Source organism: Bacillus sp. 204(2023) (assembly GCF_037027505.1).
GTDB classification, from domain to species: domain Bacteria; phylum Bacillota; class Bacilli; order Bacillales; family Bacillaceae; genus Bacillus; species Bacillus subtilis.
The window spans coordinates 28,361-52,833 of sequence record NZ_JAXCHE010000009.1; the positions used below are offsets into that span (position 1 = coordinate 28,361).

At 43.7% G+C, this 24,473-nt stretch carries 22 protein-coding genes and 3 pseudogenes; 20 read left to right on the forward strand and 5 right to left on the reverse strand.

Annotated elements, in window-relative coordinates:
* Window positions 1–3: 3 nt before the first annotated feature.
* From WA279_RS16905 to WA279_RS16925, 5 genes are read left to right on the forward strand one after another with little or no spacing between them, the layout of a single operon-like run.
* Window positions 4–765: a hypothetical protein gene (locus WA279_RS16905; protein ID WP_336156075.1), complete on the forward strand. Its 762-nt coding sequence runs from the start codon at window positions 4–6 to the stop codon at window positions 763–765.
* Between the two features lie 2 nt (window positions 766–767).
* Window positions 768–1,133 carry a GntR family transcriptional regulator gene (locus WA279_RS16910; protein WP_015252495.1) on the forward strand — a complete coding sequence of 122 codons (366 nt, stop codon included), beginning with the start codon at window positions 768–770 and terminating at the stop codon, window positions 1,131–1,133.
* 1 nt (window position 1,134) lies between these two features.
* Window positions 1,135–1,833 carry an ABC transporter ATP-binding protein gene (locus WA279_RS16915; RefSeq protein ID WP_336156077.1) on the forward strand — a complete coding sequence of 233 codons (699 nt, stop codon included), beginning with the start codon at window positions 1,135–1,137 and terminating at the stop codon, window positions 1,831–1,833.
* 16 nt (window positions 1,834–1,849) lie between these two features.
* Window positions 1,850–2,767 (forward strand): ABC transporter ATP-binding protein, encoded by a 918-nt coding sequence (locus tag WA279_RS16920; protein WP_336156078.1) that lies wholly within the window; start codon window positions 1,850–1,852, stop codon window positions 2,765–2,767.
* Window positions 2,760–3,701, forward strand: coding sequence for an ABC transporter permease (locus WA279_RS16925; RefSeq protein ID WP_336156079.1), 942 nt, complete (start codon window positions 2,760–2,762; stop codon window positions 3,699–3,701). Before WA279_RS16920 ends, WA279_RS16925 begins: the two co-directional genes overlap by 8 nt.
* A 91-nt stretch (window positions 3,702–3,792) precedes the next feature.
* Here WA279_RS16925 and cspB read toward each other — a convergent pair whose 3' ends face one another.
* On the reverse strand, window positions 3,793–3,996 hold the full coding sequence (cspB, locus tag WA279_RS16930) for a cold shock-like protein CspB (protein ID WP_003224086.1): 204 nt from the start codon (window positions 3,994–3,996) through the stop codon (window positions 3,793–3,795).
* Between the two features lie 435 nt (window positions 3,997–4,431).
* Here cspB and WA279_RS16935 point away from each other — a divergent pair, with 435 nt between their 5' ends.
* On the forward strand, window positions 4,432–5,262 hold the full coding sequence (locus WA279_RS16935; RefSeq protein WP_336156080.1) for a MetQ/NlpA family ABC transporter substrate-binding protein: 831 nt from the start codon (window positions 4,432–4,434) through the stop codon (window positions 5,260–5,262).
* Between the two features lie 2 nt (window positions 5,263–5,264).
* Here WA279_RS16935 and dgcK read toward each other — a convergent pair whose 3' ends face one another.
* Window positions 5,265–6,344, reverse strand: coding sequence for a diguanylate cyclase DgcK (gene dgcK, locus WA279_RS16940; RefSeq protein ID WP_015383186.1), 1,080 nt, complete (start codon window positions 6,342–6,344; stop codon window positions 5,265–5,267).
* 172 nt (window positions 6,345–6,516) lie between these two features.
* On the opposite strand from dgcK, the gene tcyP reads away from it, so the two are divergent.
* Window positions 6,517–7,908, forward strand: a complete 1,392-nt coding sequence (tcyP, locus tag WA279_RS16945; protein WP_336156081.1) for an L-cystine transporter TcyP — start codon at window positions 6,517–6,519, stop codon at window positions 7,906–7,908.
* A gap of 39 nt (window positions 7,909–7,947) precedes the next feature.
* Here the strand turns inward: tcyP and WA279_RS16950 are convergent.
* Window positions 7,948–8,387 (reverse strand): annotated as a pseudogene (locus WA279_RS16950) (hypothetical protein).
* Window positions 8,388–8,536: 149 nt separating this feature from the next.
* Between WA279_RS16950 and WA279_RS16955 the strand changes: the two are divergent.
* Window positions 8,537–9,112 carry a YhcN/YlaJ family sporulation lipoprotein gene (locus tag WA279_RS16955; protein ID WP_326223866.1) on the forward strand — a complete coding sequence of 192 codons (576 nt, stop codon included), beginning with the start codon at window positions 8,537–8,539 and terminating at the stop codon, window positions 9,110–9,112.
* A gap of 120 nt (window positions 9,113–9,232) precedes the next feature.
* Window positions 9,233–10,202, forward strand: a pseudogene (locus WA279_RS16960) (hypothetical protein).
* On the opposite strand, the gene WA279_RS16965 reads toward WA279_RS16960, so the two are convergent.
* On the reverse strand, window positions 10,134–10,787 hold the full coding sequence (locus WA279_RS16965; RefSeq protein ID WP_100506262.1) for a spore coat protein: 654 nt from the start codon (window positions 10,785–10,787) through the stop codon (window positions 10,134–10,136). The pseudogene WA279_RS16960 and the gene WA279_RS16965 sit on opposite strands and share 69 nt — an antisense overlap.
* Window positions 10,788–10,869: 82 nt before the next feature.
* Between WA279_RS16965 and yhcR the strand changes: the two genes are divergently transcribed.
* Together yhcR and srtA are read left to right on the forward strand one after the other, a co-directional pair.
* Window positions 10,870–14,526, forward strand: coding sequence for an endonuclease YhcR (gene yhcR / locus WA279_RS16970; protein WP_336156083.1), 3,657 nt, complete (start codon window positions 10,870–10,872; stop codon window positions 14,524–14,526).
* Window positions 14,523–15,119 (forward strand): sortase SrtA, encoded by a 597-nt coding sequence (gene srtA, locus WA279_RS16975; protein ID WP_251188510.1) that lies wholly within the window; start codon window positions 14,523–14,525, stop codon window positions 15,117–15,119. Before yhcR ends, srtA begins: the two co-directional genes overlap by 4 nt.
* A gap of 29 nt (window positions 15,120–15,148) precedes the next feature.
* On the opposite strand, the gene WA279_RS16980 is transcribed toward srtA, so the two are convergent.
* The gene (locus WA279_RS16980; protein WP_336156084.1) at window positions 15,149–16,057 is read right to left on the reverse strand and encodes an RluA family pseudouridine synthase; all 909 of its coding nucleotides are present in this window, start codon (window positions 16,055–16,057) and stop codon (window positions 15,149–15,151) included.
* Window positions 16,058–16,167: 110 nt separating this feature from the next.
* On the opposite strand from WA279_RS16980, the gene WA279_RS16985 reads away from it, so the two are divergent.
* The 9 genes and pseudogenes from WA279_RS16985 to glpK all read left to right on the forward strand — a co-directional run bounded on the left by WA279_RS16985 (window position 16,168) and on the right by glpK (window position 24,358).
* Complete coding sequence (locus WA279_RS16985) at window positions 16,168–16,563, forward strand: YhcU family protein (RefSeq protein ID WP_003233401.1); 396 nt, start codon at window positions 16,168–16,170, stop codon at window positions 16,561–16,563.
* A gap of 137 nt (window positions 16,564–16,700) precedes the next feature.
* Complete coding sequence (locus WA279_RS16990; protein WP_003245462.1) at window positions 16,701–17,123, forward strand: CBS domain-containing protein; 423 nt, start codon at window positions 16,701–16,703, stop codon at window positions 17,121–17,123.
* A 127-nt stretch (window positions 17,124–17,250) separates the two neighbouring features.
* Window positions 17,251–17,913, forward strand: coding sequence for an HAD family hydrolase (locus WA279_RS16995; protein ID WP_003233396.1), 663 nt, complete (start codon window positions 17,251–17,253; stop codon window positions 17,911–17,913).
* A gap of 15 nt (window positions 17,914–17,928) precedes the next feature.
* Window positions 17,929–19,470 (forward strand): bifunctional GNAT family N-acetyltransferase/carbon-nitrogen hydrolase family protein, encoded by a 1,542-nt coding sequence (locus tag WA279_RS17000; protein ID WP_032725279.1) that lies wholly within the window; start codon window positions 17,929–17,931, stop codon window positions 19,468–19,470.
* 170 nt (window positions 19,471–19,640) lie between these two features.
* Window positions 19,641–19,742, forward strand: a pseudogene (locus WA279_RS20910) (AEC family transporter); the annotation flags it as partial.
* Between the two features lie 145 nt (window positions 19,743–19,887).
* Complete coding sequence (locus WA279_RS17005) at window positions 19,888–21,240, forward strand: aspartate aminotransferase family protein (RefSeq protein ID WP_326214135.1); 1,353 nt, start codon at window positions 19,888–19,890, stop codon at window positions 21,238–21,240.
* Between the two features lie 27 nt (window positions 21,241–21,267).
* Entirely contained in the window at window positions 21,268–21,846 is a 579-nt protein-coding gene (gene glpP / locus WA279_RS17010; protein ID WP_003233388.1) for a glycerol uptake operon antiterminator GlpP, read from the forward strand.
* A 178-nt stretch (window positions 21,847–22,024) separates the two neighbouring features.
* Entirely contained in the window at window positions 22,025–22,849 is an 825-nt protein-coding gene (glpF, locus tag WA279_RS17015; protein WP_268549476.1) for a glycerol uptake facilitator protein GlpF, read from the forward strand.
* Window positions 22,850–22,867: 18 nt separating this feature from the next.
* Window positions 22,868–24,358: a glycerol kinase GlpK gene (gene glpK, locus WA279_RS17020; protein WP_336156089.1), complete on the forward strand. Its 1,491-nt coding sequence runs from the start codon at window positions 22,868–22,870 to the stop codon at window positions 24,356–24,358.
* Window positions 24,359–24,473: the final 115 nt, after the last annotated feature.

Here is a 24,473-nt window from a genome sequence, read left to right on the forward strand (position 1 = left end):
GACATGAATTCTTTTTTAGGTTTATTAAAGAAAGATATCAAGCTTTCAAGAATGTGGCTGCTAGTATGGATATGCGGAATCATTTTCTTATTGGGAACAGGCCATATTATAGCTTCTCGCGCGAAAGAACCTCTAGTCATTTTTGGTTTTTTTGTTGCAGTTGCTTTTTTTCTGCTTTTCTTATCTCCTGTTTTTGTGTTTTATCACCTTCGCAAGGAAGGGAAATCACAGCTTTGGCTGTACAATCCAAATGGCGGCTTATGGCTGTTTTCTTCTAAATTGGCAGCATCTTTGCTCTATCAATTTGTGATTCAGTTGGCATTAACAGCCTATGGCATATGGATGTATCATATGCTCTCTGTAAAAAATCTGCTGGAGCATCAAGTTGATATAACGAGTACAGTGGCTTTGCTGAATATGTATGGGCTTATTTCTTCGTTAGATATGTCAGTAACAGTCATTGTGTTTTGGACTGTTTTTCGCTCTCTCAGAAATTGGCGCGGAATGCGGTGGGCTGCGATGGTTCTGTTGGTCGCAATGTGGTTATTCTTCGATGAATACATCATAAGCCCTTTGGTTGAATCTCAAAAGCATTTCTGGCCTGTAACAGTCTATTGCAATTTTGATTTCCACTTCCATAATGTTTGGAGATTGGAACTAAAACCTATCCATCTGTCTGTGCTAGGGTTTCCTATTGCTATAGTCATCACGTTCTTGCTGCTCATCATGGCTTCAAAACTGCTTGATCGTAAAGTAGAGGTGTAAATATGGACAATCAATTCCAATCCTCGAAACCGATTTATCTGCAGATCGCTGATCAGATCTTTTATAGACTGGTCAGGAAGGAGCTGCTCCCAGGAGACAAGCTTCCTTCAGTAAGAGAAATGGCGATTCAAACTAAGGTAAATCCCAATACAATTCAAAGAACTTACAGTGAGATGGAAAGGCTGGGTATTGTGGAGACAAGAAGAGGTCAAGGGACGTTTATTGCGGAAAAAGCAGAAATCGTAGACGAGCTGAAAGACAAGCTGACACGAGAGGTGCTGGAAGGCTTTGTCAAGCAAATGAAAGAGCTGGGGCTAACGAAAGAGGAAATGGTAGAAGGGATTAAAACATTCACAGAGGGAGGCTAAAATGGAAATCAAGCTAGAACATGTATCAAAAAAATACGGCCGCCATACGGCCGTCAATGATGTGTCAATCACCCTATCATCCGGACGGATTTATGGCCTGATCGGACCGAACGGCAGCGGCAAGTCAACGACCCTGAAAATGATGGCTGGCCTTCTGTTTCCGACTTCAGGATTTGTGAAAGTTGATGAAGAGCAGGTTACGAGAGAAATGGTGCGTCAAACGGCTTATCTTACTGAGCTTGATATGTTTTATCCGCATTTCACTGTTAAAGATATGGTGAATTTTTATCAGTCGCAGTTTCCTGATTTTCAAACAGAACAGGCTTATAAGCTATTGAATGAGATGCAGCTGAATCCGGAAAAAAAGATCAAAAAGCTATCAAAAGGAAATCGGGGCAGGCTGAAAATCGTTCTTGCTTTAGCGAGACGGGCAGACGTCATCTTGCTTGATGAACCTTTTTCCGGGCTTGATCCGATGGTCAGGGACTCCATCGTAAACAGCCTTGTGTCGTACATTGATTTTGAGCAGCAGATTGTCGTGATTGCGACACATGAAATTGATGAAATCGAGACTTTGTTAGACGAAGTAATCATCCTCGCCAATGGAGAAAAAGTTGCGCATCGTGAAGTAGAAGATATTCGTGAACAGGAAGGCATGTCTGTTTTGCAATGGTTTAAATCAAAAATGGAAGTTTGCTAGAAAGAGGAGGAATATGATGAAAACAGTGTTGGAATTGAAAAACGTGACTAAAAACATCAGAGGCCGAACGATCATTGATGATCTCAGTTTTACGATTCGTGAAGGCGAGGTATTCGGTTTTTTAGGACCAAACGGAGCGGGGAAAACGACAACCATCCGGATGATGGTGGGGTTAATGAAGCTGTCGAAAGGTGATGTCCTCATTTGCGGCCAATCAATTACGAAAGAATATGCCAAGGCGATTAAGCATATCGGAGCGATCGTTGAGAATCCCGAGCTGTATAAATTTTTGAGCGGATATAAAAATCTCCAGCAATACGCAAGGATGGTCAAGGGTGTCACGAAGGAAAAAATTGATGAAGTTGTTGAACTGGTCGGTTTAACAGACAGAATCCACGACAAGGTGAAAACATATTCTCTGGGGATGAGACAGCGTCTTGGCTTGGCACAATGCCTTCTGCACGATCCGAAAGTGCTGATTTTGGATGAACCGACAAACGGCCTTGATCCAGCGGGGATCAGAGAAATCAGAGATCATTTAAAGAAGCTGACCCGAGAAAGAGGAATGGCTGTCATCGTTTCAAGCCACCTGCTGTCAGAAATGGAACTGATGTGTGATCGAATTGCGATTCTGCAAAAAGGAAAGCTGATTGATATTCAAAATGTAAAAGATGAAAACATTGATGAGAACGATACATATTTCTTCCAGGTTGAGCAGCCGAGTGAAGCCGCTGCTGTTTTAAATCAGTACGATTTGCTGAGTAAGACAAATGGTGTAGAAATCAAACTGGCTAAAGACGAAGTCCCTGCGGTTATTGAATTGCTGGTGATGCAGCAAATCCGTATTTATGAGGTCAAGGTCATAACAAAATCATTAGAGGACCGTTTCTTAGAAATGACAGGTGAAACAAAAGAGGAGGTTCAGCATGCTTAATTTGATTTATAATGAGTGGCTCAAAATTTTCAGCCGTGCCGGAACATGGGTGATGATCGGAATTCTGGGGCTGACAATGGTTGGATTTGCATTTTTGGCGAATCATTTTTCTGCCGGTGAAGCAAATTCTCATTGGAAACAAGAACTTCAAGCACAAAACGCCGAATTAAAGAAAGAAATCAAAGACGATCCTTCACTGAAAGATGGATATAAAGAAATAATCACACTCAACAACTATCGCATTGAACATAACATCTCAAATGACACGGGCTATACTGTATGGTCTTATGTAACGGATTCAGCAGGTTTTACCATCCTTACCGGACTGTTTACCATTATTATCGCAGCCGGAATTGTCGCGAACGAATTTAATTGGGGAACCATTAAGCTGTTAATGATCCGCCCGCTCAGCCGTTTTCAAATTTTGATGTCAAAATATATTACAGTTCTCCTGTTTGGGTTCCTATTGCTGTTGATTTTATTTATCGGTTCTACTTTGTTAGGGTTGATTTTCTTCGGGACGGGTGGTGAAACCGCCGCGAATATTCATTTAATCTATAAGGATGGCCATGTCATTGAGCAAAACATGATGAGTCACTTGGCCACAACGTATCTTTCTGAATCCGTCTCGGCTTTAATGGTGGCGACGATGGCGTTTATGCTGTCTGCGGTATTCAGAAACAGCTCTCTTGCGGTTGGTTTTTCCATCTTCTTGTTGGTTGCCGGTACGACTGCAACGGCATTTATTGCAGCGAAATTTGACTGGGCAAAGTATATATTGTTTGCTAATGTCGACTTGACTCAGTATGTGGATGGCACACCGTTAATAAAAGGGATGACTATGACGTTTTCTATCGTCATGCTGGCGATCTACTTTATCATCTTCCTGTTGCTTGCTTTCGGAATCTTCATGAAGCGGGATATTGCAAACTAATAAAGAAAGCTGTTTTGCTTATGCAAAACAGCTTTTTTGTCAAAATAAAAACTGCAGGTTTGCACCTGCAGTTTTTCATATCAATATATGCTTACGCTTCTTTAGTAACGTTAGCAGCTTGTGGTCCGCGGTTTCCTTCAACGATTTCAAAAGAAACAGCTTGGCCTTCTTCTAAAGTTTTGAAGCCTTCGCCTTGAATAGCAGAGAAATGAACGAATACATCGTCTTGACCTTCTACTTCGATGAATCCGAAACCTTTTTCAGAGTTGAACCATTTTACTTTACCTTCTAACATGAAATTTCCTCCTAAAGCGATCATAACGCTTAAATTCACTATTCTTGCTCTTAACAAACTTTCAAGACGAAAACTCTTACAAAACTTTCTTCTTAAAGATAGTTCGAACAAAAATAATTACCTTTACTCTACCAGTAATCTTCAGAAAAAACAACTGCTTATTGAAATTTTTTTCGGAAAATACCATATTTATTTTTCAATTTGATATTTATTTACGGAAATTCATCTGTTTTCTCGATATGTGATCATACGTTTGCCTTAGTATTCCTTCATTTTGGGAAGATAAGTAATAGGAATTGACAACCTTATTGGATATGAGTAAGGTAAAAGTTAATCAATATTACAAATGACAACGTTTATCAACTAAGAGAGCGTATGATTTTTATGTCTGATATTGCTTGCATGCTCTAATACATAGATAGGAGTATGGTCACAATGAAAAAGTGGCTTATATGCAGTTTCGTCCTTGTTCTTCTCGTTTCATTTACTGCATGTTCACCGTCTGCAGAACATGAATCGATAAAAATCGGGATTGCTGAGTCTGACAGGGCAATATGGAGCTATATTGCTCAAAAGGCTGAAGAGGCAGGGCTGGATATTCAGCTGATCCCTTTTTCTGATTATGCGGAGTCTGATATCGCACTTGCTAACAAAGAAATTGATGCCAACGCCTTTCAAACCATTTCATATTTTCAGGCGTTCACCCAAAAATACAAACTTAATTTGGCGCCGCTCGGGACGACATACATAACGCCTATGGGCATTTATTCAAAACGATATGACCGAATCCAAGATATACCGCGAGGAGCTGTCGTTTCTGTTCCGGATAAAGCGTTCGATTTTGGCAGGGCGCTTACAGTGCTCCAGGAAGCGGGTTTGCTAACGCTGAAAAACGGATTTAACGGAACAGGTTCAGTTGATATGATTAAAGATAATCCGAGACACCTGAAATTAAAAGCTGTCCGGCAACAGGATGCAGTGAACGGTGCCGACGTGTTTGTCATGAAACCATCAGAAGCAAAAAAAGCGGGCCTGAACCCGAAAAAGCATACGCTAAAGAGCGGCGGACTCATGTCTGAGGAAGAGATGAATTTGATTGTTGTCAGAGCGGAGGATCAAGATCGGGAAGCGCTGCAAACCATTCTTGAGCTTTATCAAGCTGATGATACAGCGGCATTTATAGAAAAAGAATATCAGGGAGATCTTGTCCCGGCTTTTCTGCCTTTGAACCGTCTTTCAGATTGGAAGAATGAATTCGAACATTGAATTCATTCTTTTTTTTCTGAAAAACACACTCTGTTACGTCCCGTTTCTTTCGCTTTGTAAAGCATTTGATCGGCAAGAATGGGCAAGGATCCTGGCTGTTCCGTATTATTGGGGTAATGAGCGGCCCCTAGTGATATCGTAACTGAAAGCTCTTCGCCGTTTGTTAATACAATCGGTGCATCACTTACAGTGCTCCTGATCCGTTCAGCGATCCGGGCTGCTTTATCAAGAGAACAGTTCGGCAGGAGAACGGCAAATTCTTCACCGCCGATCCGAGCGGCAGGATCAGTATTTCGGATGCTCTGCTTCAGACGTAACCCCAGCTCTTTGAGCACCTGATCTCCTTCATGATGGCCATATTGGTCATTGATGGTCTTAAAATGATCGATATCCATATAAATCAGTGCAAATTGAAAATGCGGGGTATCGGCCGCCTGCTGATACAGAGCTTTTGTGGTTTCTTCAAACTTTCTTCGGTTATACACGCCTGTTAAAAAGTCAAAGTGCGCCTGAAACTTATATTGTTTAAAAAGAAGATGTGCATTTGTTTCATGATCAATAATATATAAACTGAGCATGCCGCCCGCTATTGATATGATCCAAAAATACAAATGAAGTTCGTATGAATGTAAATCTATAAGAAAATAAAAGGAAAAGGAGATCAAGCTATTTGTGATGATTAAAAGATAGAAAGCATGTTTTAGTTGAACTTTTTTTCTTCTAGAAACAATGAGTGACGGAATGGCAGCGATACAAATGATAATAACCGAGTATAGTGCAGATGTGTTCATCGTAATCAGCAAGCGGCCTGCAGTGATCATGGCCAGAGCCGTTGCCGTTGAAACCCAGCCTCCATAAAGAGCGGCAATCATAATAGGGATATTTCGAAGATCAATAATTGAATGCTGATAGGTAAATCCAAAAACCATCAGAATAACCCCGAGCAAACCGCAGGCCAGTCCTTTAACAGCTTGAAAAGATATGCTGTCTTTTTTATGTACTAGCCTTTCTTTAAACAGGTGGGTGAAGAGATAATTAAATGTGATTAAAATGGTCAAATTTACAAACAGTTCTTTCAGCAAATATTATCACCCTTATATAAGGTACTAAAGATGGAAGGGAAAGAAAAGAACAAAAAAGGCATTATATAAGGTTTTTTTACTTGAATTGATAAGTTAAAATAATTCGCACTTGACCCATCGGAATTAGTGTAATATAGTAAATGAGAAAATTTGAAGGGAGAGTTTACCTGCTTTGGAGACTTTACTGGTTGTATTACATGTATTTATTTTATTTTTACTTATCTTAGGGCTCTTTGTTATGCAGAAAAAACATGTTTCCTTCTCTAAACGTGTATTTACTGCGCTGGGGCTGGGGATTGTATTCGGATTTGCGCTTCAGCTGATTTACGGCCCGACTTCAAATATAGTCATTCAAACAGCCGACTGGTTTAATATTGCCGGGGGCGGATATGTCAAATTGCTTCAGATGGTTGTCATGCCGCTCGTCTTTATTTCGATTCTCGGTGCATTTACAAAGCTGAAGCTGACAAAAAATCTTGGGAAAATCAGCGGTTTGATTATCGGGATTTTAGTAGCAACAACAGCAGTTGCTGCAGCTGTCGGTATCGCGTCCGCGCTTTCATTTGATCTGCAGGCGATTCAGGTTGACCAAGGAAGTACAGAGCTTTCACGGGGGCAGGAGCTTCAGCAGAAATCAGAGGATATGACAGCGAAAACGCTGCCGCAGCAGATTGTTGAACTGCTGCCTGGAAACCCGTTTTTAGATTTTACGGGAGCTAGACCGACTTCAACGATCGCTGTCGTTATTTTTGCCGCTTTTCTTGGAGTGGCATTCCTCGGCGTAAAAAACAAACAGCCGGAACAGGCAGAAACATTTAAAAAACTGGTTGATGCCGTTTATGCCATTGTCATGCGTGTTGTCACACTCATTTTGAGACTGACGCCTTATGGGGTGCTGGCCATCATGACAAAAACAATTGCAACGAGTGATCTTGACAGCATTCTAAAACTGGGCATGTTCGTGATTGCTTCATATGCCGCGTTAATCACTATGTTTATCATTCATTTGCTGCTGCTGACGTTCAGCGGCTTGAATCCGGTGATTTACTTGAAAAAAGCGGTGCCTGTACTTGTATTTGCATTTACGTCAAGGTCTAGCGCGGGTGCTTTACCGCTGAATATTAAAACACAGAGAAGTATGGGTGTGCCGGAAGGAATCGCAAACTTTGCCGGTTCGTTCGGCCTTTCGATCGGCCAAAATGGATGTGCCGGCATTTATCCTGCGATGCTGGCGATGATGATTGCTCCGACTGTCGGCCAAAATCCATTTGACCCGGTGTTTATTATCACTGTTATCGCAGTCGTTGCCATCAGCTCCTTCGGTGTTGCCGGAGTCGGCGGCGGAGCCACATTCGCGGCGCTTCTTGTTTTATCATCATTAAACATGCCTGTCGCGCTCGCTGGTTTGTTAATCTCAATTGAACCGTTAATCGACATGGGGCGTACTGCTTTGAATGTCAGCGGAAGCATGACATCCGGTCTTATTACAAGTAAGGTCACAAAGGAAATTGATCAAGGGGCATTTCATGATCAATCCAGAGTGATTGAAACTGAAGAAGCGTAACATATGAAAACGTGTAATCCGACAGGATTACACGTTTTTTTAACGGCCGGGTTCTAAGTCCTCCAGCATTTCCATCATCGTGTTGTCGTCCATGACATTCATTGCGCTTTGTTCAAAATGGATGGGTTCAGCATAATGCGGCTGTCTTTTTTTCACGGCTGTTGCCTAGTTTGAGACTGTGTATGCTGATGCTGTGGTTGCTGCTGTCCTGCGTGCTGGTGCTGACGGCCATTTTGCCGCTGGCTTTGATGCTGCGAACGGTCCTGGTTATCACCGCTGCCGCCGCCAAATGCTTGTTTGACTATGTTTCCTACATTAGAAGCATCAAACGTGTTATTTTCTGAATTTCTTCTGTTCATTTGTCCTGTGATAAACCCGCTGATTCTTTGGCGGATCTGAGGTGATAATGCAGCAATAAGCATAGTTGATCCTATGATCAATGCTGCGGGGCTGATTCCTCTTCGCTGGTTGAACAACATGATCCCTCCTTTGCAGTGTATTCATATTTTCCCCCTCGTTAGACAAATTAACCGTTATATTTCCCGGGAAAGCATTTCCTCCAGATTTGCATGCATAATTAAAGCCAGTTAGAAAAACCTATACGTAAAGTGATAAAGGAGGAATTCACATGCTTGGAAAAAAACAAGTCCTTGCGTCTGTGCTTCTTATCCCTTTGCTTATGACTGGCTGCGGTGTGGCCGACCAAGGTGAGGGCAGACGTGATAATAATGATGTAAGAAATGTAAATTATCGAAATCCGGCCAATGACGATATGCGCAATGTAAACAACCGGGATAATGTTGACAACAATGTTACTGATAATGTCAATAACAATAACAATCGTGTAAATGACGATAATAACAACGACCGGAAACTCGAGGTTGCTGATGAAGCAGCTGATAAAGTAACAGACCTAAAAGAAGTAAAACATGCCGATATCATTGTGGCTGGAAATCAAGCCTACGTTGCAGTCGTTTTAACCAATGGAAATAAAGGTGCAGTAGAAGACAATTTGAAGAAAAAAATAGCCAAAAAGGTAAGATCTACTGACAAAAACATTGATAATGTTTACGTTTCAGCTAACCCTGATTTTGTAGAGCGCATGCAAGGATATGGAAAGCGTATTCAAAATGGTGACCCAATCGCCGGATTATTTGATGAATTTACACAAACTGTACAGCGCGTATTCCCTAACGCTGAATAAATAAAAAAAGCCGCACAAATTGTGCGGCTTTTTCTTTACGTTAATGACACACTGCGAACTCAGGCTGCATAGAGTAAAAATAAAAAGGTACAAGACGGACCGGCTCAGGGAGGGAGACGTTTGCGGGATGGCATAGGAAAGCGTGCGGCATCCGCTCTATTCCTGTGCGGAGTCCTTGTGATGCTGGCTGTAAGCTCAGCCATCGTATCAAGCGCGATGTATATCCTGTCTTTTCCAGGTCAGGCATCTGGAATAACAAAAGACCAAGTGACGAAGCACATGAAGAAAGAGTCATTCAAACAGGCCGATATTTATTACACTTCTAAGGAAAAGTCCTTACTGCCATTGACGAAAGAAACGCTTGAATATGCGGTCAGTATTAATCAGATTATGATTGGATATTCGAATCAAAAGCCTATTGACATTATTTTTTTTCCTAATGAAAAACAGATGGAGGCTTACTCCGGTTTATTGGATGTAGTCGGTTTTTATTCTGAGCGGGAGCAGTTGATTGGACTGTTGCCTGAAGAGAAAAAGAAACTGTTAGAAGGGGACGAGGTAGCGGTTTATTTGTACCAAAGATTGTTGATTCATGAATACTCGCACCATGCGTTTCATCAGAAATTGAAGGAGCTTGAGACGGATCCCGATGAGTTTCCGTTATGGTTTCATGAAGGGTTAAGCGAGTGGATTGCGAACTATGAATTGCTCATAGATCCGATCACGTTTTCTGTCGTGCCCTTTGACCGTTTGCAGACTGATCGAGACTGGCAGGAAGCCAGAGCCGAATATGACACTGATGTCTATTTGCAAAGCTTTTATATGATCGATGAGCTTACCGACAAATATGGGAAAGACATTATTTCAGAAATGATTAAGGAAACAGCAAAAAAAGGGGACTTTGAAAAAGGGTTTAAATCAGCAACAAAGGAAAGTCTTGATCAATTTGAAAAAGATTTTAAGAAAAAATTCGAAAAAAAACAGTGCGGCATTGGATAGATACTATCCAATGCCTTTGTTATTAGTGAAGTCCTTGCTGACCCATTCCGCCTTGTGTCGAAGGCATTTGTCCTTGGGCAGGGGCGAATGAATTTCTCAGCTGTTCCATATCCTGCGCATCAAGCTGAGGAACCTGGTAATAGCCGTGTTTGTTTTGGTATAGGAAAATTTCAAATGCCATTTCAACATACTCCTGAATTTGCGCAGACAGTACGCGTCTTACGGCCGGATTTGTCATTTCCAGAGAAGCCATCGTCAGCATAGAAGCTTGTGCTTTAATCGCGCAAAGCATTTGTCGGCTGATGATGCTGTCATCAATATCATTCATGGATTGAACAGGTTTTTTAGGCTGTGACGGCTGCATGCCGTAAACAGTCTGGTTGTCTTCCTTCATCATATAAGTTGCTGTTTTTTGTGAAGGTTCGCTTCCTGTTTTGAAGCATTCTGCAGTTATATTGTATTGAGATGTGATGAATTGATGTTGACGATCAAGGATGTTTAATAATTCTTGATCCTTACAGAATTGTCTTAGCATCATAAACTGATCTAGCACAGTAAGTGTTCCGGAAAGCACCTCATGCATATCAAACATTTCATGTCCGCCGTGGTTTTTATGCGGTTTGCCAGGAATACCTTTGTTCATTTGGGATTGCTGCTGCTGATTGAACTGATCCAAACCGAATTCCTCCTTTTTTTTCAGATCAGCTGTATTTTGTGTCAGTCTGCCGTGTATTATGCAGAAGCCTGAGAGGAATTATATGCTGTCTGTCGAAATGATAAGCAGACAAAATCGTTGTCATTATGTGTATATTAAGGGAGGAAATATGATGAGGCGTATTCTGCATATTGTGTTGATCACGGCATTAATGTTCTTAAATGTAATGTACACGTTCGAAGCTGTAAAGGCAGCTGAACCGCAGCAGTCTATATCAGTTGAGAAGGCAATACAGCAAAAAGAAGGACAGGCGCTTGTCGAAGGATATGCAGTCGGCCAGGCTGTTTCCCCGCAGCATTATAAGCTGACAAGCCCTTTTTCAAATGATTATAATGTCGCGCTGGCAGGCCGTAAAAACGAGACATCGCCCGAACACATCCTTCCTGTGCAAATCCCCTCCGCTTTCAGAAGCCAATTTGGGCTGCAAACCAATCCGCTTCTTCTTGGGAAAAAGATAACGGTTCAAGGAAAGCTTGAAAATTACTTTAACACGACAGGACTTAAAAACGTTCAGTCGATGAACGTAACCGATGACACGAAAACTCCGCCGGCTGAACAGCCAGTGACCATAAATGAAGCACGGGGAAGGTTGAATGAAGAAGTAACGATAAAAGGGATCATTACAGCTGATCAAAACGCAATCGGAGGCGGGAAGCTGTCGACCTTTTTGCAAGATGAAACCGGAGGCATTAACATTTATTTGCCATCCCCTGAACAATTTCCCGAATTAAAAGAGGGTATGGATGTCACGGTGACAGGGAAAATCACGTCTTACCAGGGGCTGAAAGAAATCGTTCCAAGCTCATCAGGCATTAAAATCAACCAGTCAAACCAATCCCTCCCCGCCCCCAAACACTTAACAATCAATGAACTTATTAACGGCAGCCTAGGTGATCAGTATGAAGGACGCGTTGTAAAACTAACCGCTTTTGTTTCCTCAATTCCAAGTTCTCCTGCCGGCGGCGGTTACAATGTAACAATGATTGATGACGACCATCATGCAATGACGCTCCGGGTTATGAATGAAACAGGGGTGATAAACGAGCTTGATGAGGGCAAATGGTATGACTTTACCGGTGTGTTAAGCAGATACCAAACCTTTCAGCTGCTTCCGCGAAAATCGGCTGACCTGAAGCTGCTTGAAGAGCAGCCCGCACCTCCGTCTGCGGAGGGAGAATATGAAGGGATTGTTGACCGGGTAGTTGACGGCGATACCATTCATCTCAAATCTCCGGTGCTTGGAACGACAAAAATCCGGTTTGTAAATGTAGATACACCCGAAACATATCACATACCAAAAAATGACGCAGATGAAAATCAATTAAGATTTGGCAAAAAAACATCTGACTATCTAAAAACGGTTCTGTCCCCAGGTGATAAAATTACTGTCAAGGTCGGAAGTGAAGCCAAGGACAGCTATGGCAGACTTCTCGGACAAGTCATAACCGAATCAGGATTAAACGTGAACTTAGAGCTTGTGAAAAATGGATATGCTCCGACGTATTTTATTTGGCCGGTTGACATTGAAGAGGATTATCAGCAGTTTCAGGCCGCAGTAGCCGCTGCAAAAAAAGACCAAAAAGGAATCTGGAATGAAAACGATCCGCTCATGGAAATGCCGTTTGAATTCAGAGCCAGAGAGCAAGGGAAAGGCTTGACAAGATATGTAGGGGATTCGTCGAATAAAACATATGTGCAGCCAGCTGACTGGAAGAAGGTAGCTGTGGAAAACAGAATTTTCTTCGCTTCAGCAAGTGAAGCGGAGAGCGCGGGATATAAAAAAAGGCAAACGGCACCTCAAGAACATGTGCCGCTTAGAATTCTCAGCATGAATGATTTGCATGGCAAAATCGATCAGCAATATGAGCTTGATCTTGATGGAAATGGAACTGTAGACGGCACGTTTGGACGCATGGATTATGCCGCCGCATATTTAAAAGAAAAAAAGGCTGAAAAGAAAAACTCGCTGATTGTGCACGCAGGAGATATGATCGGCGGAAGCTCTCCAGTTTCCTCTCTTCTTCAGGATGAACCGACTGTAGAACTGATGGAGGACATCGGATTTGATGTCGGAACCGTGGGAAACCACGAATTTGATGAAGGCACGGATGAACTGCTGAGGATCTTAAATGGCGGTGATCATCCGAAAGGCACAAGCGGATATGATGGACAGAACTTTCCCCTTGTATGTGCCAATTGTAAAATGAAATCAACTGGAGAGCCCTTTTTGCCGGCTTATGACATCATAAATGTGGAGGGCGTACCCGTTGCTTTTATCGGAGTTGTCACACAGTCGGCAGCTGGCATGGTTATGCCTGAAGGAATAAAAAATATCGAGTTTACAGATGAAGCAACAGCGGTGAATAAGGCGGCCAAAGAGCTGAAGAGAAAAGGCGTGAAGGCCATCGCGGTTCTCGCACATATGTCAGCTGAACAAAACGGCAACGCCATTTCCGGTGAGTCTGCTGATCTTGCAAACAAAACAGATTCTGAAATTGACGTGATTTTTGCCGCGCATAATCATCAGGTTGTTAACGGTGAAGTGAATGGAAAACTGATTGTTCAAGCGTTTGAATATGGAAAAGCGATAGGTGTCGTTGATGTAGAGATCGATAAAACGACAAAAGACATTGTCAAAAAGTCCGCGGAAATCGTATATGTTGATCAAAGTAAAATCGAACCGGATGTCAGCGCGTCAGCCATTTTAAAGAAATACGAAACAATTGCGGAACCGATTATCAGCGAGGTAGTCGGCGAAGCCGCTGTTGATATGGAAGGGGGGTATTCAAATGACGGCGATACACCTCTTGGAAACCTGATTGCGGATGGTATGAGAACTGCCATGAAAACGGATTTTGCCCTTATGAATGGCGGCGGCATACGTGAAGCGTTGAAGAAGGGCCCAATTACGTGGGGAGATCTTTACAATATTCAGCCATTTGGAAATGTGTTAACGAAGCTTGAGATTAAAGGAAAAGATTTAAGAGAGATTATCAATGCTCAAATCTCGCCGGTTTTTGGGCCTGACTACAGCATCAGCGGGTTTACGTATACGTGGGATAAAGAAACCGGAAAAGCAGTTGATTTGAAAATGGCAGATGGCACCGAGATCCAGCCCGATGCCACATATACATTGACCGTCAACAACTTTATGGCGACGGCGACAGGAACCAAATATCAGCCAATCGGACTGCTGGGAAAAAATCCGGTGACAGGGCCTGAGGATTTGGAAGCGACAGTTGAGTACGTGAAGAGTTTTGATGAGCCAATTGCGTATACAAAAGAGGGAAGAATTAAGCTTGCTGAAGTCAGTGATATTGAAGACCCTGTAACAGAAGACCCGATTACGGAAGAGCCTGGAGATGATCCGGGGACGGAGGATCCGATTAAAGAGGATCCAAGGCCAGGTGAAGATTTGCCTGATATAAAAGAAACTCCGGGAACAGCACCGGTTCATCAGCTGCCGCCTTCAGCCATTTCGAGATTCAATGAAATACCAATCAACAACACAAAAACCGCTGATACTGCTAATAGCATCAGCACATTGCCGTTACAAACCGAGACTGCGGAAAGCGGGTCTGATCATCCGCTTCCGGATACGTCAGCGGGCTACTATAACTTTATCGTAATCGGTGCGGCGGTGACATTGTCAGGAACTTATCTATATGTCAGAAGAAAAAGGAGCGCCTCCAGAACGTGAAAAAAGTTATTCCACTATTCATCATTGCTGCCGGCCTAGTGATCGTAAGCTATGGAGGCTTTAAATTGATCGATACGAATATGAAAACGGAACAGACATTAAAAGAAGCAAAACTGGCGGCTGAAAAGCCGCAGGAATTTTTGGGGACGAAAAATAGCACAGATCAAGCAAAGAACAAAGCATCATTTAAGCCTGAGACCGGCCAAGCGAGCGGCATTTTGGAAATACCGAAAATCAATGCAGAGCTTCCGATCGTGGAGGGCACCGATGCTGATGATTTAGAAAAAGGTGTCGGGCATTACAAGGACAGCTATTATCCTGATGAAAACGGACAAATTGTGCTGTCGGGGCATCGGGATACCGTGTTTCGCCGGACGGGAGAGCTGGAAAAGGGGGATCGGCTCCGTATTCTCCTGTCATATGGAGAATTCACATATGAAATTGTAAATACAAAAATTGTCGATAAGGATGACACATCTATTATCACGCTCCAGCATGAAAAGGAAGAGCTGATTCTGACGACCTGCTATCCGTTTTCATACGTCGGAAATGCCCCGAAACGCTATATTATATATGGAAAACGAGTGACTTAAAAAGCCGAGGCAGTGCCTGCGGCTTTTCTTCATGAAAAATATGTGCGGCAAAGGTTTTTCATATCAGCAGGGAAAGGGGCTTCAGCAACTATGAGCTCGTCTGTTATCGGGTGAACCGCTTGTACTTTATTGGCGTGCAGTGCCTGCCTGTTTAGCAGCTTGCTCCCGCCTCCGTAAAGCGAGTCTCCTGTCAACGGATGGCCGAGGCTCGCCAGATGAACACGGATTTGGTGTGTTCTGCCTGTTTCCAGCTCTAATTCAACGAGTGACAGCCGTTCTTTCGCATTGCTGGCCATTACCTTGAAATGAGTGACGGCTGTTTGCCCGCCTGGTGAAACCCGGCGTCTTGTCGGGTGTGACCGGTCTCTGCCGATTGGTGAATTAATTGTCCCTTTTTTCGTCCGTAGCTTACCTTCAGCGATGGCGGTATACGTACGCTTCAGCGTCTTTTTCTCTAACTGCTGGTCTAAGATGGCGTGTGCCAAACGATGCTTGGCAAAAACGATAGCGCCAGATGTATCCTGATCAAGACGATGGACGTGGCGCACCTTACATGTTTCTCCATTTATCTGATAATGATAAGCGATCAAATTAGCCAGTGTGCCGGTTTGCCCATCCTCATTCGGATGCGTCGCGATGCCAGCGGGTTTATTGACGATGAGCATGTGATTGTCCTCAAATAAAATTTCAAGCTCGCCATACTCAGGAATGACCGAAGATGCTTCACTTTCCTGAAGATCAATGAACACGCGGTCTCCCTTTTTTGCAATCATATTGTTTAAGACGGATTCGTGATTGACCTTTATCTGTTGATGGGACATCCAGTCTTGTATCACTGGTTTAGAAGCTTTGAGCGCTGTTTTGAGTACGGAAAACAGCCATTGGCCGTCCTGTTTTTCATTGATGAGGATCTCAAGCCCTCTGCCTTTTTGATTCATGTTAAATGGCTCCTTTTCGAAGCGGAAGGCTGCTGTTTCTCATAGGAAACACTTACCTTAGCTTTCGCGTTTTTTTCTGTGCTATTCTTGAGTAAGACTTAGGATATTCGATGGCAAGAAAGGTGATTGACGTGAGAATTGTGAACGCAGCAACTGCAGAACAGGAGAGCTTTATCAAGGAGCTGTCTATGGAGCTGATCCATGATGTATTTCCTCTTTATTTCTCCGAACTGGACATTCAGCGCTTTAAAAAGAAAGGCGTTCTGTCTTTAAATAACCATTATTACCAAGGAACATTAAAAGAAGCATTTCAAATTATGGCTTGTCTGCAAATGATACATATTATCCTGACCAAGCCTTCGCCGCACTCTGATTTGAGTGATCAGGCGATTTTTGAAAAAAACAGCAAGATGCTGAATGATTTTGGGATTTATTTTCCGTTTGCTTTTTCTGACTTTCAAAAGAAGACTAACAAAGCCTTTTTCGGACAAAGAAGGCTGATATAATCATGCGGCAAGGGCTTTTCTATTTTTAGAAAAGCTCTTTTTTGTATCAGAGAAATCATATCATAAAACCTTTCCTCTAACTCCCTTTTTAAACGGCTCGTGTCTGAACATACTAATGATTGAAAGGGGTGCTGACAATGAGTTCAGTTAAAGATACAATGACAACGCAGGTGGCAACCGTTTCTCCGAATCAAACGATTCAGGAAGCGGCTTCTCTAATGAAACAGCATAACGTCGGGGCGATCCCCGTTGTAGAGCAAGGTGTTTTAAAAGGAATGCTGACTGACCGTGACATTGCATTAAGAACTACAGCTCAGGGCCGTGATGGCCAGACACCCGTTTCAGAAGTGATGTCAACAGAACTCGTATCAGGAAACCCTAATATGAGTCTGGAAGACGCGTCGCAGCTGATGGCCCAGCACCAAATCCGCCGCCTTCCTATTGTAGATCAAAACAATCTAGTCGGGATCGTTGCGCTTGGAGACCTGGCAGTCAATCAGATGTCGAACGAGTCTGCGGGATCAGCGCTGACAAACATTTCTCACCAAAACATTCATTAATAAGAAAGAGCTTGCAGTGTGCAGGCTCTTTCTTCACATAAAGCTTTACTTTTTGAAAGCAGACTTGTTTCGGGGTATAGTTGAGTGTATACATATGTCTCAATTCGGACTAAAGGAGTTGTACCCAGTGATTAAAGCGTTAATTTTTGATTTTGACGGGCTTATTCTAGATACAGAAACACACGAATATGAGGTTCTTCAGGAAATATTTGAAGAGCACGGCTCAGTGCTGCCGCTATCTGTCTGGGGGAAGGTCATCGGAACTGCTGCGGGTTTCCGGCCTTTTGACTATTTAGAAGAGCAGATCGGGAAAAAGCTGAACCATGAAGAGCTCACACAATTGAGAAGAGAGCGGTTCGCCAAACGCATGGAAACAGAAAAAGCGAGACCTGGTGTCGAAGCGTATTTGAATGCGGCAAAGGATTTAGGCTTAAAAATAGGCCTTGCCTCCAGCTCTGATTATAAATGGGTTTCCGGCCATTTGAAGCAAATCGGCCTGTTTGATGATTTTGAAGTTATTCAAACGGCTGATGATGTGGAAGAGGTGAAGCCGAATCCTGAACTCTATTTATTGGCGGCAAAGAACCTCGGGGTATCGCCAGCGGAATGTCTCGCGTTTGAGGATTCTGTCAATGGTTCGATTGCTGCGAAACGTGCAGGCATGAAGTGTGTCATTGTCCCAAATAAAGTAACGGGTACCTTGATGTTTGAAGACTATGATCACAGGCTTGAATCAATGGCGGAGATGGAGCTCGCCCTATTGCTTGATCATCTGAACTCACAAAACTAGAAAGGAGCGAGTAGGTTGTCTGAGAAATTAGATTTGACCCGGTTTGAAAAGAAAATGGTTATCCGCAATATCGAAGAGAAAGACATCGACAAGATTATCGATCTTCAAAAGGACTGCTTTCCAGGAATGGAGCCTTGGAAGCGGGAGCATTTAATCAGCCATTTGGAGCATTTTCCAGAAGGGCAGTTTTGTGCAGAATTCGAAGGTGAAATTATCGGTTCGTGCTCAAGTCTCCTGATTAACTTTGATGAATATGATGACCGCCATACGTGGCAGGACATTACAGATGACGGTTATATCACCAACCATAATCCTGACGGCTTGAATATGTATGGAATTGAAGTCATGGTGGACCCGAAGTACAGACGAATGAAGATTGGCCACCGTTTGTACGAGGCGAGAAAGGACTTAGCCAGACGCTTAAACCTGAAAAGCATCATCATAGGCGGACGGATTCCAAACTATCACAAATATGCAGAGGAAATGACAGCGAGAGAGTATGTTGAACAGGTGACACGCCACCAAATTTACGATCCGGTTCTTTCTTTTCAGCTGATGAACGGCTTTACCCTTATGCGAATTAACCCGAACTATCTCCCGGATGATACAGCTTCGATCAAGTATGCGACGCTGATGGAATGGAATAATGTGGATTATCTACCGCAGCAGACAAAACGCTATTATAAATCGGCGTTCCCTGTTAGAATTTGTGTGATTCAATACGAAATGAAGAAAATTTATTCCTTTGAGGAATTTGCGAATCAAGTAGAATACTATGTCGATGTTGCTTCAGACGCAAGATCTGATTTTGCGGTGTTCCCGGAAATTTTCACAACCCAGCTGATGTCCTTCCTTGAGGAACGGTCACCGAGCTTGGCGGTGCAGAGAATTACTGAGTATACAGAAGATTACATCAGCCTGTTTACTGACTTGGCTGTGAAGTATAACGTCAACATTATCGGCGGATCTCATTTCGTCGAAGAGGAAGGCAAGATCTATAATATCGCTTACCTGTTCAGACGGGACGGAACAATCGAAAAGCAATACAAACTCCATATTACGCCGAATGAACGCAAATGGTGGGGGATCAGCGCAGGAGACCAGGTTCGCGTGTTTGATACGGACTGCGGGAAAATCGCGATCCAGATCTGTTATGACATTGAATTTCCTGAGCTTGCCCGGATTGCGGCTGATAAAGGAGCCAAAATCATCTTTACGCCATTTTGTACAGAAGATCGTCAAGGCTATCTGCGTGTCAGATACTGTTCGCAGGCTAGAGCGGTTGAAAATCAAATTTATACGGTTATCTCTGGAACGGTCGGAAACCTTCCGCAAACGGAAAACATGGATATCCAATACGCCCAGTCAGGCATCTTTGCCCCGTCTGATTTTGAATTCGCTCGTGACGGCATTGTCGGCGAAACAAACCCGAATATTGAAATGGTCGTCATCGGCGATGTTGACCTGGAAATTCTCAGAAGACAGCGCCAAAACGGTACAGTGCGCCAGCTAAAAGACAGACGGCGTGATATTTATCATATTCAATATAAAAAATAATTCCCAAAAAACCTGCCTGAATTGGCGGGTTTTTTAAAACAAAAGCGGAATTGTTTAGGTGCTATCTTTAAAATAAAAGTAGGTATAGTGGAGGTGCCTTATAGAGTTTCTGTATTTTCGCCATTTCCTATATCATACAGAAAACGGCTAGGCTTCACATTGCTATTGCAATGGCTGTCCAAGTTGTTTCGAGTGCGACCTTTATCAGTACGATGCTGAGCATTGTCACTTTGCCTGTTTTGCTTTGGAAGCTGCATCCTCTTTCTTCTTGAGAAAGGGGATGTTTTATTATTTACGCGGTTTATTGACTCTGACCCGGTCTGGCTTTATATTGAAGGCAGGGAAATCATCACCAAGACATCACATAAAGAGAAGGTCTGTTTCAATTGAATTGGCATTATAGGGAACGCTAATGAAATGGAGATGATGGGGATGGAAAACATTCAGCAAAATCAGGGATTAAAGCAAAAAGATGAGCAATTTGTGTGGCATGCCATGAAGGGAGCGCATCAAGCGGACAGCCTGATAGCCCAGAAGGCCGAGGGGGCCTGGGTAACCGACATAGACGGACGCCGCTATTTGGATGCGATGTCCGGTTTGTGGTGCGTCAACATTGGTTACGGCAGAAAGGAGCTTGCGGAGGCTGCCTATGAGCAACTAAAGGAGCTGCCTTACTACCCGTTAACGCAAAGTCACGCACCCGCAATTCAACTGGCGGAAAAGCTGAATGAATGGCTTGGCGGCGATTATGTTATCTTTTTTTCCAACAGCGGATCGGAAGCAAACGAAACTGCTTTTAAAATTGCCCGCCAGTACCATCTGCAAAACGGCGACCACAGCCGTTATAAATTCATCTCAAGATATCGGGCATACCACGGCAATACATTGGGAGCGCTCTCAGCTACCGGACAGGCGCAGCGGAAATATAAATACGAGCCTTTGAGCCAAGGGTTCCTGCATGCAGCTCCGCCAGATATATACCGGAATCCTGATGATGCAGACACGCTTGAAAGCGCAAATGAAATCGACCGCATCATGACATGGGAATTAAGCGAAACGATTGCCGGGGTCATTATGGAGCCCATCATTACAGGCGGAGGCATCCTAATGCCGCCGGACGGATATATGAAAAAGGTGGAGGACATTTGCCGGCGCCACGGAGCCCTTTTGATTTGCGATGAAGTGATCTGCGGGTTTGGACGGACAGGCGAGCCGTTCGGGTTTATGCACTACGGTGTGAAGCCTGATATCATTACGATGGCAAAAGGAATCACAAGCGCGTATCTGCCATTGTCAGCGACTGCTGTTAAACGGGACATTTTCGAAGCGTATCAGGGGGAAGCTCCTTATGACCGTTTCCGCCACGTGAACACGTTCGGCGGAAGCCCGGCTGCCTGTGCCTTGGCGTTGAAAAACCTGCAAATTATGGAGGACGAACAGCTGATTCAGCGATCCCGCGATCTTGGAGCAAAGCTTTTAGGTGAGCTTCAAGCTCTGAGAGAACACCCGGCAGTCGGGGATGTTAGAGGAAAAGGGCTGCTGATCGGAATCGAACTCGTCAAAGACAAATTGACTAAAGAGCCGGCTGATGCCGCCAAAGTAAACCAAGTGGTTGCGGCGTGCAAAGAAAAAGGGCTGATCGTCGGCAAAAACGGCGATACAGTCGCCGGCTACAACAATGTCATCCAGCTTGCGCCGCCATTTTGCCTGACAGAAGAGGACCTTTCCTTTATCGTGAAGACGGTGAAAGAAAGCTTTCAAACGATATAATATAAAAGTGATTGATTAAAGGAGTACATGATGAGTTTTCACAACCAGCCGATCTTACCGGCTATTCGCAATATGAAGCAATTTGATGAGTTTTTGAACAGTTCGTTCTCTTACGGTGTTATTCTTGATATTCATCTCGGCCAGCTGAAGGGCGTGATCAAAGAAGCGCAAAAGCATGGAAAGAACATGATGGTGCACGTCGATCTCATTCAAGGGATTAAGCATGACGAATACGGTGCGGAATTTATATGTCAGGATATCAAGCCCGCTGGGATTATTTCCACAAGATCGAACGTGATTGCCAAAGCGAAGCAGAAGAAAATTTATGCCATTCAGCGCCTGTTTTTGCTTGATACAAGCGCGATGGAGAAAAGCATGGAGTTTATCGGCAAGCATAAGCCTGACTTCATCGAAGTGCTTCCCGGCATCGTTCCGTCACTCATTCAGGAAATAAAAGAGAAAACAGGGATTCCCATCTTTGCTGGGGGTTTCATCCGTACGGAAGAGGATGTAGAGCAGGCATTGAAAGCGGGGGCTGTAGCTGTCACAACATCTAATACCAAATTGTGGAAAAAATATGAAAACTTTTTGACGGAAAGTGATTGACACCGCTTTCATGCACTGATACAATTGCACTAGGTTAATACATTGTGATGGAGAACTCGGAGACCACAGCAGCTCTTTACGGCAAATGTTTATGCACCCGTAAAGCGGTTTGTTGTGGTTTTTTTATTCTCTTCTTCTCTATCATGCTTTTTAATCGTGACTTTAGGAGGAATGTGCTATGACAGCATTTTGGGGAGAAGTCATCGGTACGATGCTGCTTATCATTTTTGGTGCAGGTGTTTGTGCAGGTGTCAATTTAAAGAAATCGCTTTCATTCCAGTCTGGCTGGATTGTTGTTGTATTTGGATGGGGATTGGGTGTTGCCATGGCGGCATACGCGGTTGGCGGCATCAGCGGTGCCCATTTGAATCCGGCGCTAACGATAGCGCTTGCATTTGTAGGAGATTTTCCTTGGAAAGAGGTTCCGGTTTATATTGCGGCGCAAATGATCGGAGCGATCATCGGTGCGGTGATTATTTATCTGCATTACCTCCCGCACTGGAAGTCAACGGATGATCCCGCTGCCAAGCTGGGTGTTTTCTCAACAGGGCCCAGCATTCCGCATACATTTGCAAACGTTTTAAGCGAAGTGATTGGGACATTTGTCCTTGTACTTGGAATCTTGGCCATTGGGGCAAATCAATTTACAGAAGGACTTAATCCTTTAATCGTCGGTTTCCTCATTGTAGCAATCGGTATTTCTCTGGGAGGCACCACCGGCTATGCTATCAATCCTGCACGTGACTTAGGTCCGCGGATAGCCCACGCTTTTCTTCCGATTCCGGGGAAGGGCTCATCAAACTGGAAATACGCATGGGTTCCGGTAGTCGGCCCGATTTTAGGCGGATCATTCGGCGGCGTATTTTACAACGCTGCATTTAGAGGGCACATCACAAGCAGCTTCTGGATTGTAAGCGTTATATTGGTTGTGGTATTGTTAGGACTCTATGTTTATACGAAATCACATTCTGCTAAAACATTATCAAATTCAAAATATATTTAATCAAAGGGGAGACATCTTATGGAAACGTACATTTTATCCTTAGATCAGGGGACGACAAGTTCAAGAGCGATTCTGTTTAATAAAGAAGGCAAAATCGTTCACTCTGCTCAAAAGGAATTTACACAATACTTCCCGCATCCTGGCTGGGTTGAGCATAATGCCAATGAAATTTGGGGCTCTGTCCTCGCGGTTATCGCCTCAGTCATCTCTGAATCAGGAATCAGCGCTTCTCAAATTGCCGGCATCGGCATCACGAACCAGCGCGAGACGACGGTTGTGTGGGATAAAGATACAGGAAGTCCTGTCTATAATGCAATCGTTTGGCAGTCCAGACAGACGTCCGGCATTTGTGAGGAACTTCGTGAAAAAGGATATAATGATAAATTCAGGGAAAAAACTGGGCTTTTAATCGATCCATACTTCTCCGGCACGAAGGTGAAGTGGATTTTAGACAATGTGGAAGGCGCAAGAGAAAAAGCGGAAAAAGGCGAGCTGCTGTTTGGAACGATTGATACGTGGCTCATTTGGAAAATGTCAGGCGGAAAAGCGCATGTGACCGATTACTCCAATGCCTCAAGAACACTGATGTTTAATATTTACGATTTAAAATGGGACGATGAACTGCTCGACATTCTAGGCGTACCGAAATCCATGCTCCCTGAAGTGAAGCCGTCCTCTCATGTGTATGCGGAGACTGTTGATTATCACTTCTTCGGAAAAAATATTCCGATTGCGGGAGCGGCAGGAGACCAGCAGTCCGCATTGTTCGGCCAGGCATGCTTTGAAGAAGGCATGGGGAAAAACACATACGGCACTGGATGTTTCATGCTGATGAATACCGGGGAAAAAGCAATTAAGTCCGAACATGGGCTTTTGACAACAATTGCTTGGGGCATTGACGGAAAAGTGAACTATGCGTTAGAAGGAAGCATTTTTGTCGCTGGCTCTGCCATCCAGTGGCTTAGAGACGGATTGAGAATGTTCCAGGACTCTTCGCTTAGCGAATCTTATGCAGAGAAAGTGGATTCAACTGACGGCGTATATGTCGTTCCGGCCTTTGTCGGACTGGGAACGCCTTACTGGGACAGCGATGTGCGCGGTTCGGTTTTCGGCCTGACAAGAGGGACAACAAAAGAGCACTTTATCCGTGCGACACTGGAGTCATTGGCTTATCAGACAAAAGATGTGCTTGACGCAATGGAAGCAGATTCAAACATTTCATTAAAGACGCTTCGTGTAGACGGAGGAGCTGTAAAAAACAATTTCCTAATGCAGTTCCAAGGAGACCTGTTGAATGTTCCTGTGGAGCGCCCGGAAATTAATGAAACGACTGCACTTGGCGCGGCTTATCTGGCAGGTATCGCTGTGGGATTCTGGAAGGACCGTTCTGAAATCGCGAACCAGTGGAATCTGGATAAACGGTTTGAACCTGGATTAGAAGAAGAAAAACGAAATGAGCTGTATAAAGGCTGGCAAAAAGCCGTAAAAGCAGCTATGGCTTTTAAATAAAGTAATACTATGGTATAATGGTTACAAGTTAATAAGAACGGTCCTGAGATGAGGAGAGACCACAGCACCAAAGTGTAAGCATGCACTTTGGCTGTTGTGGTCTCTTTTTCTATTT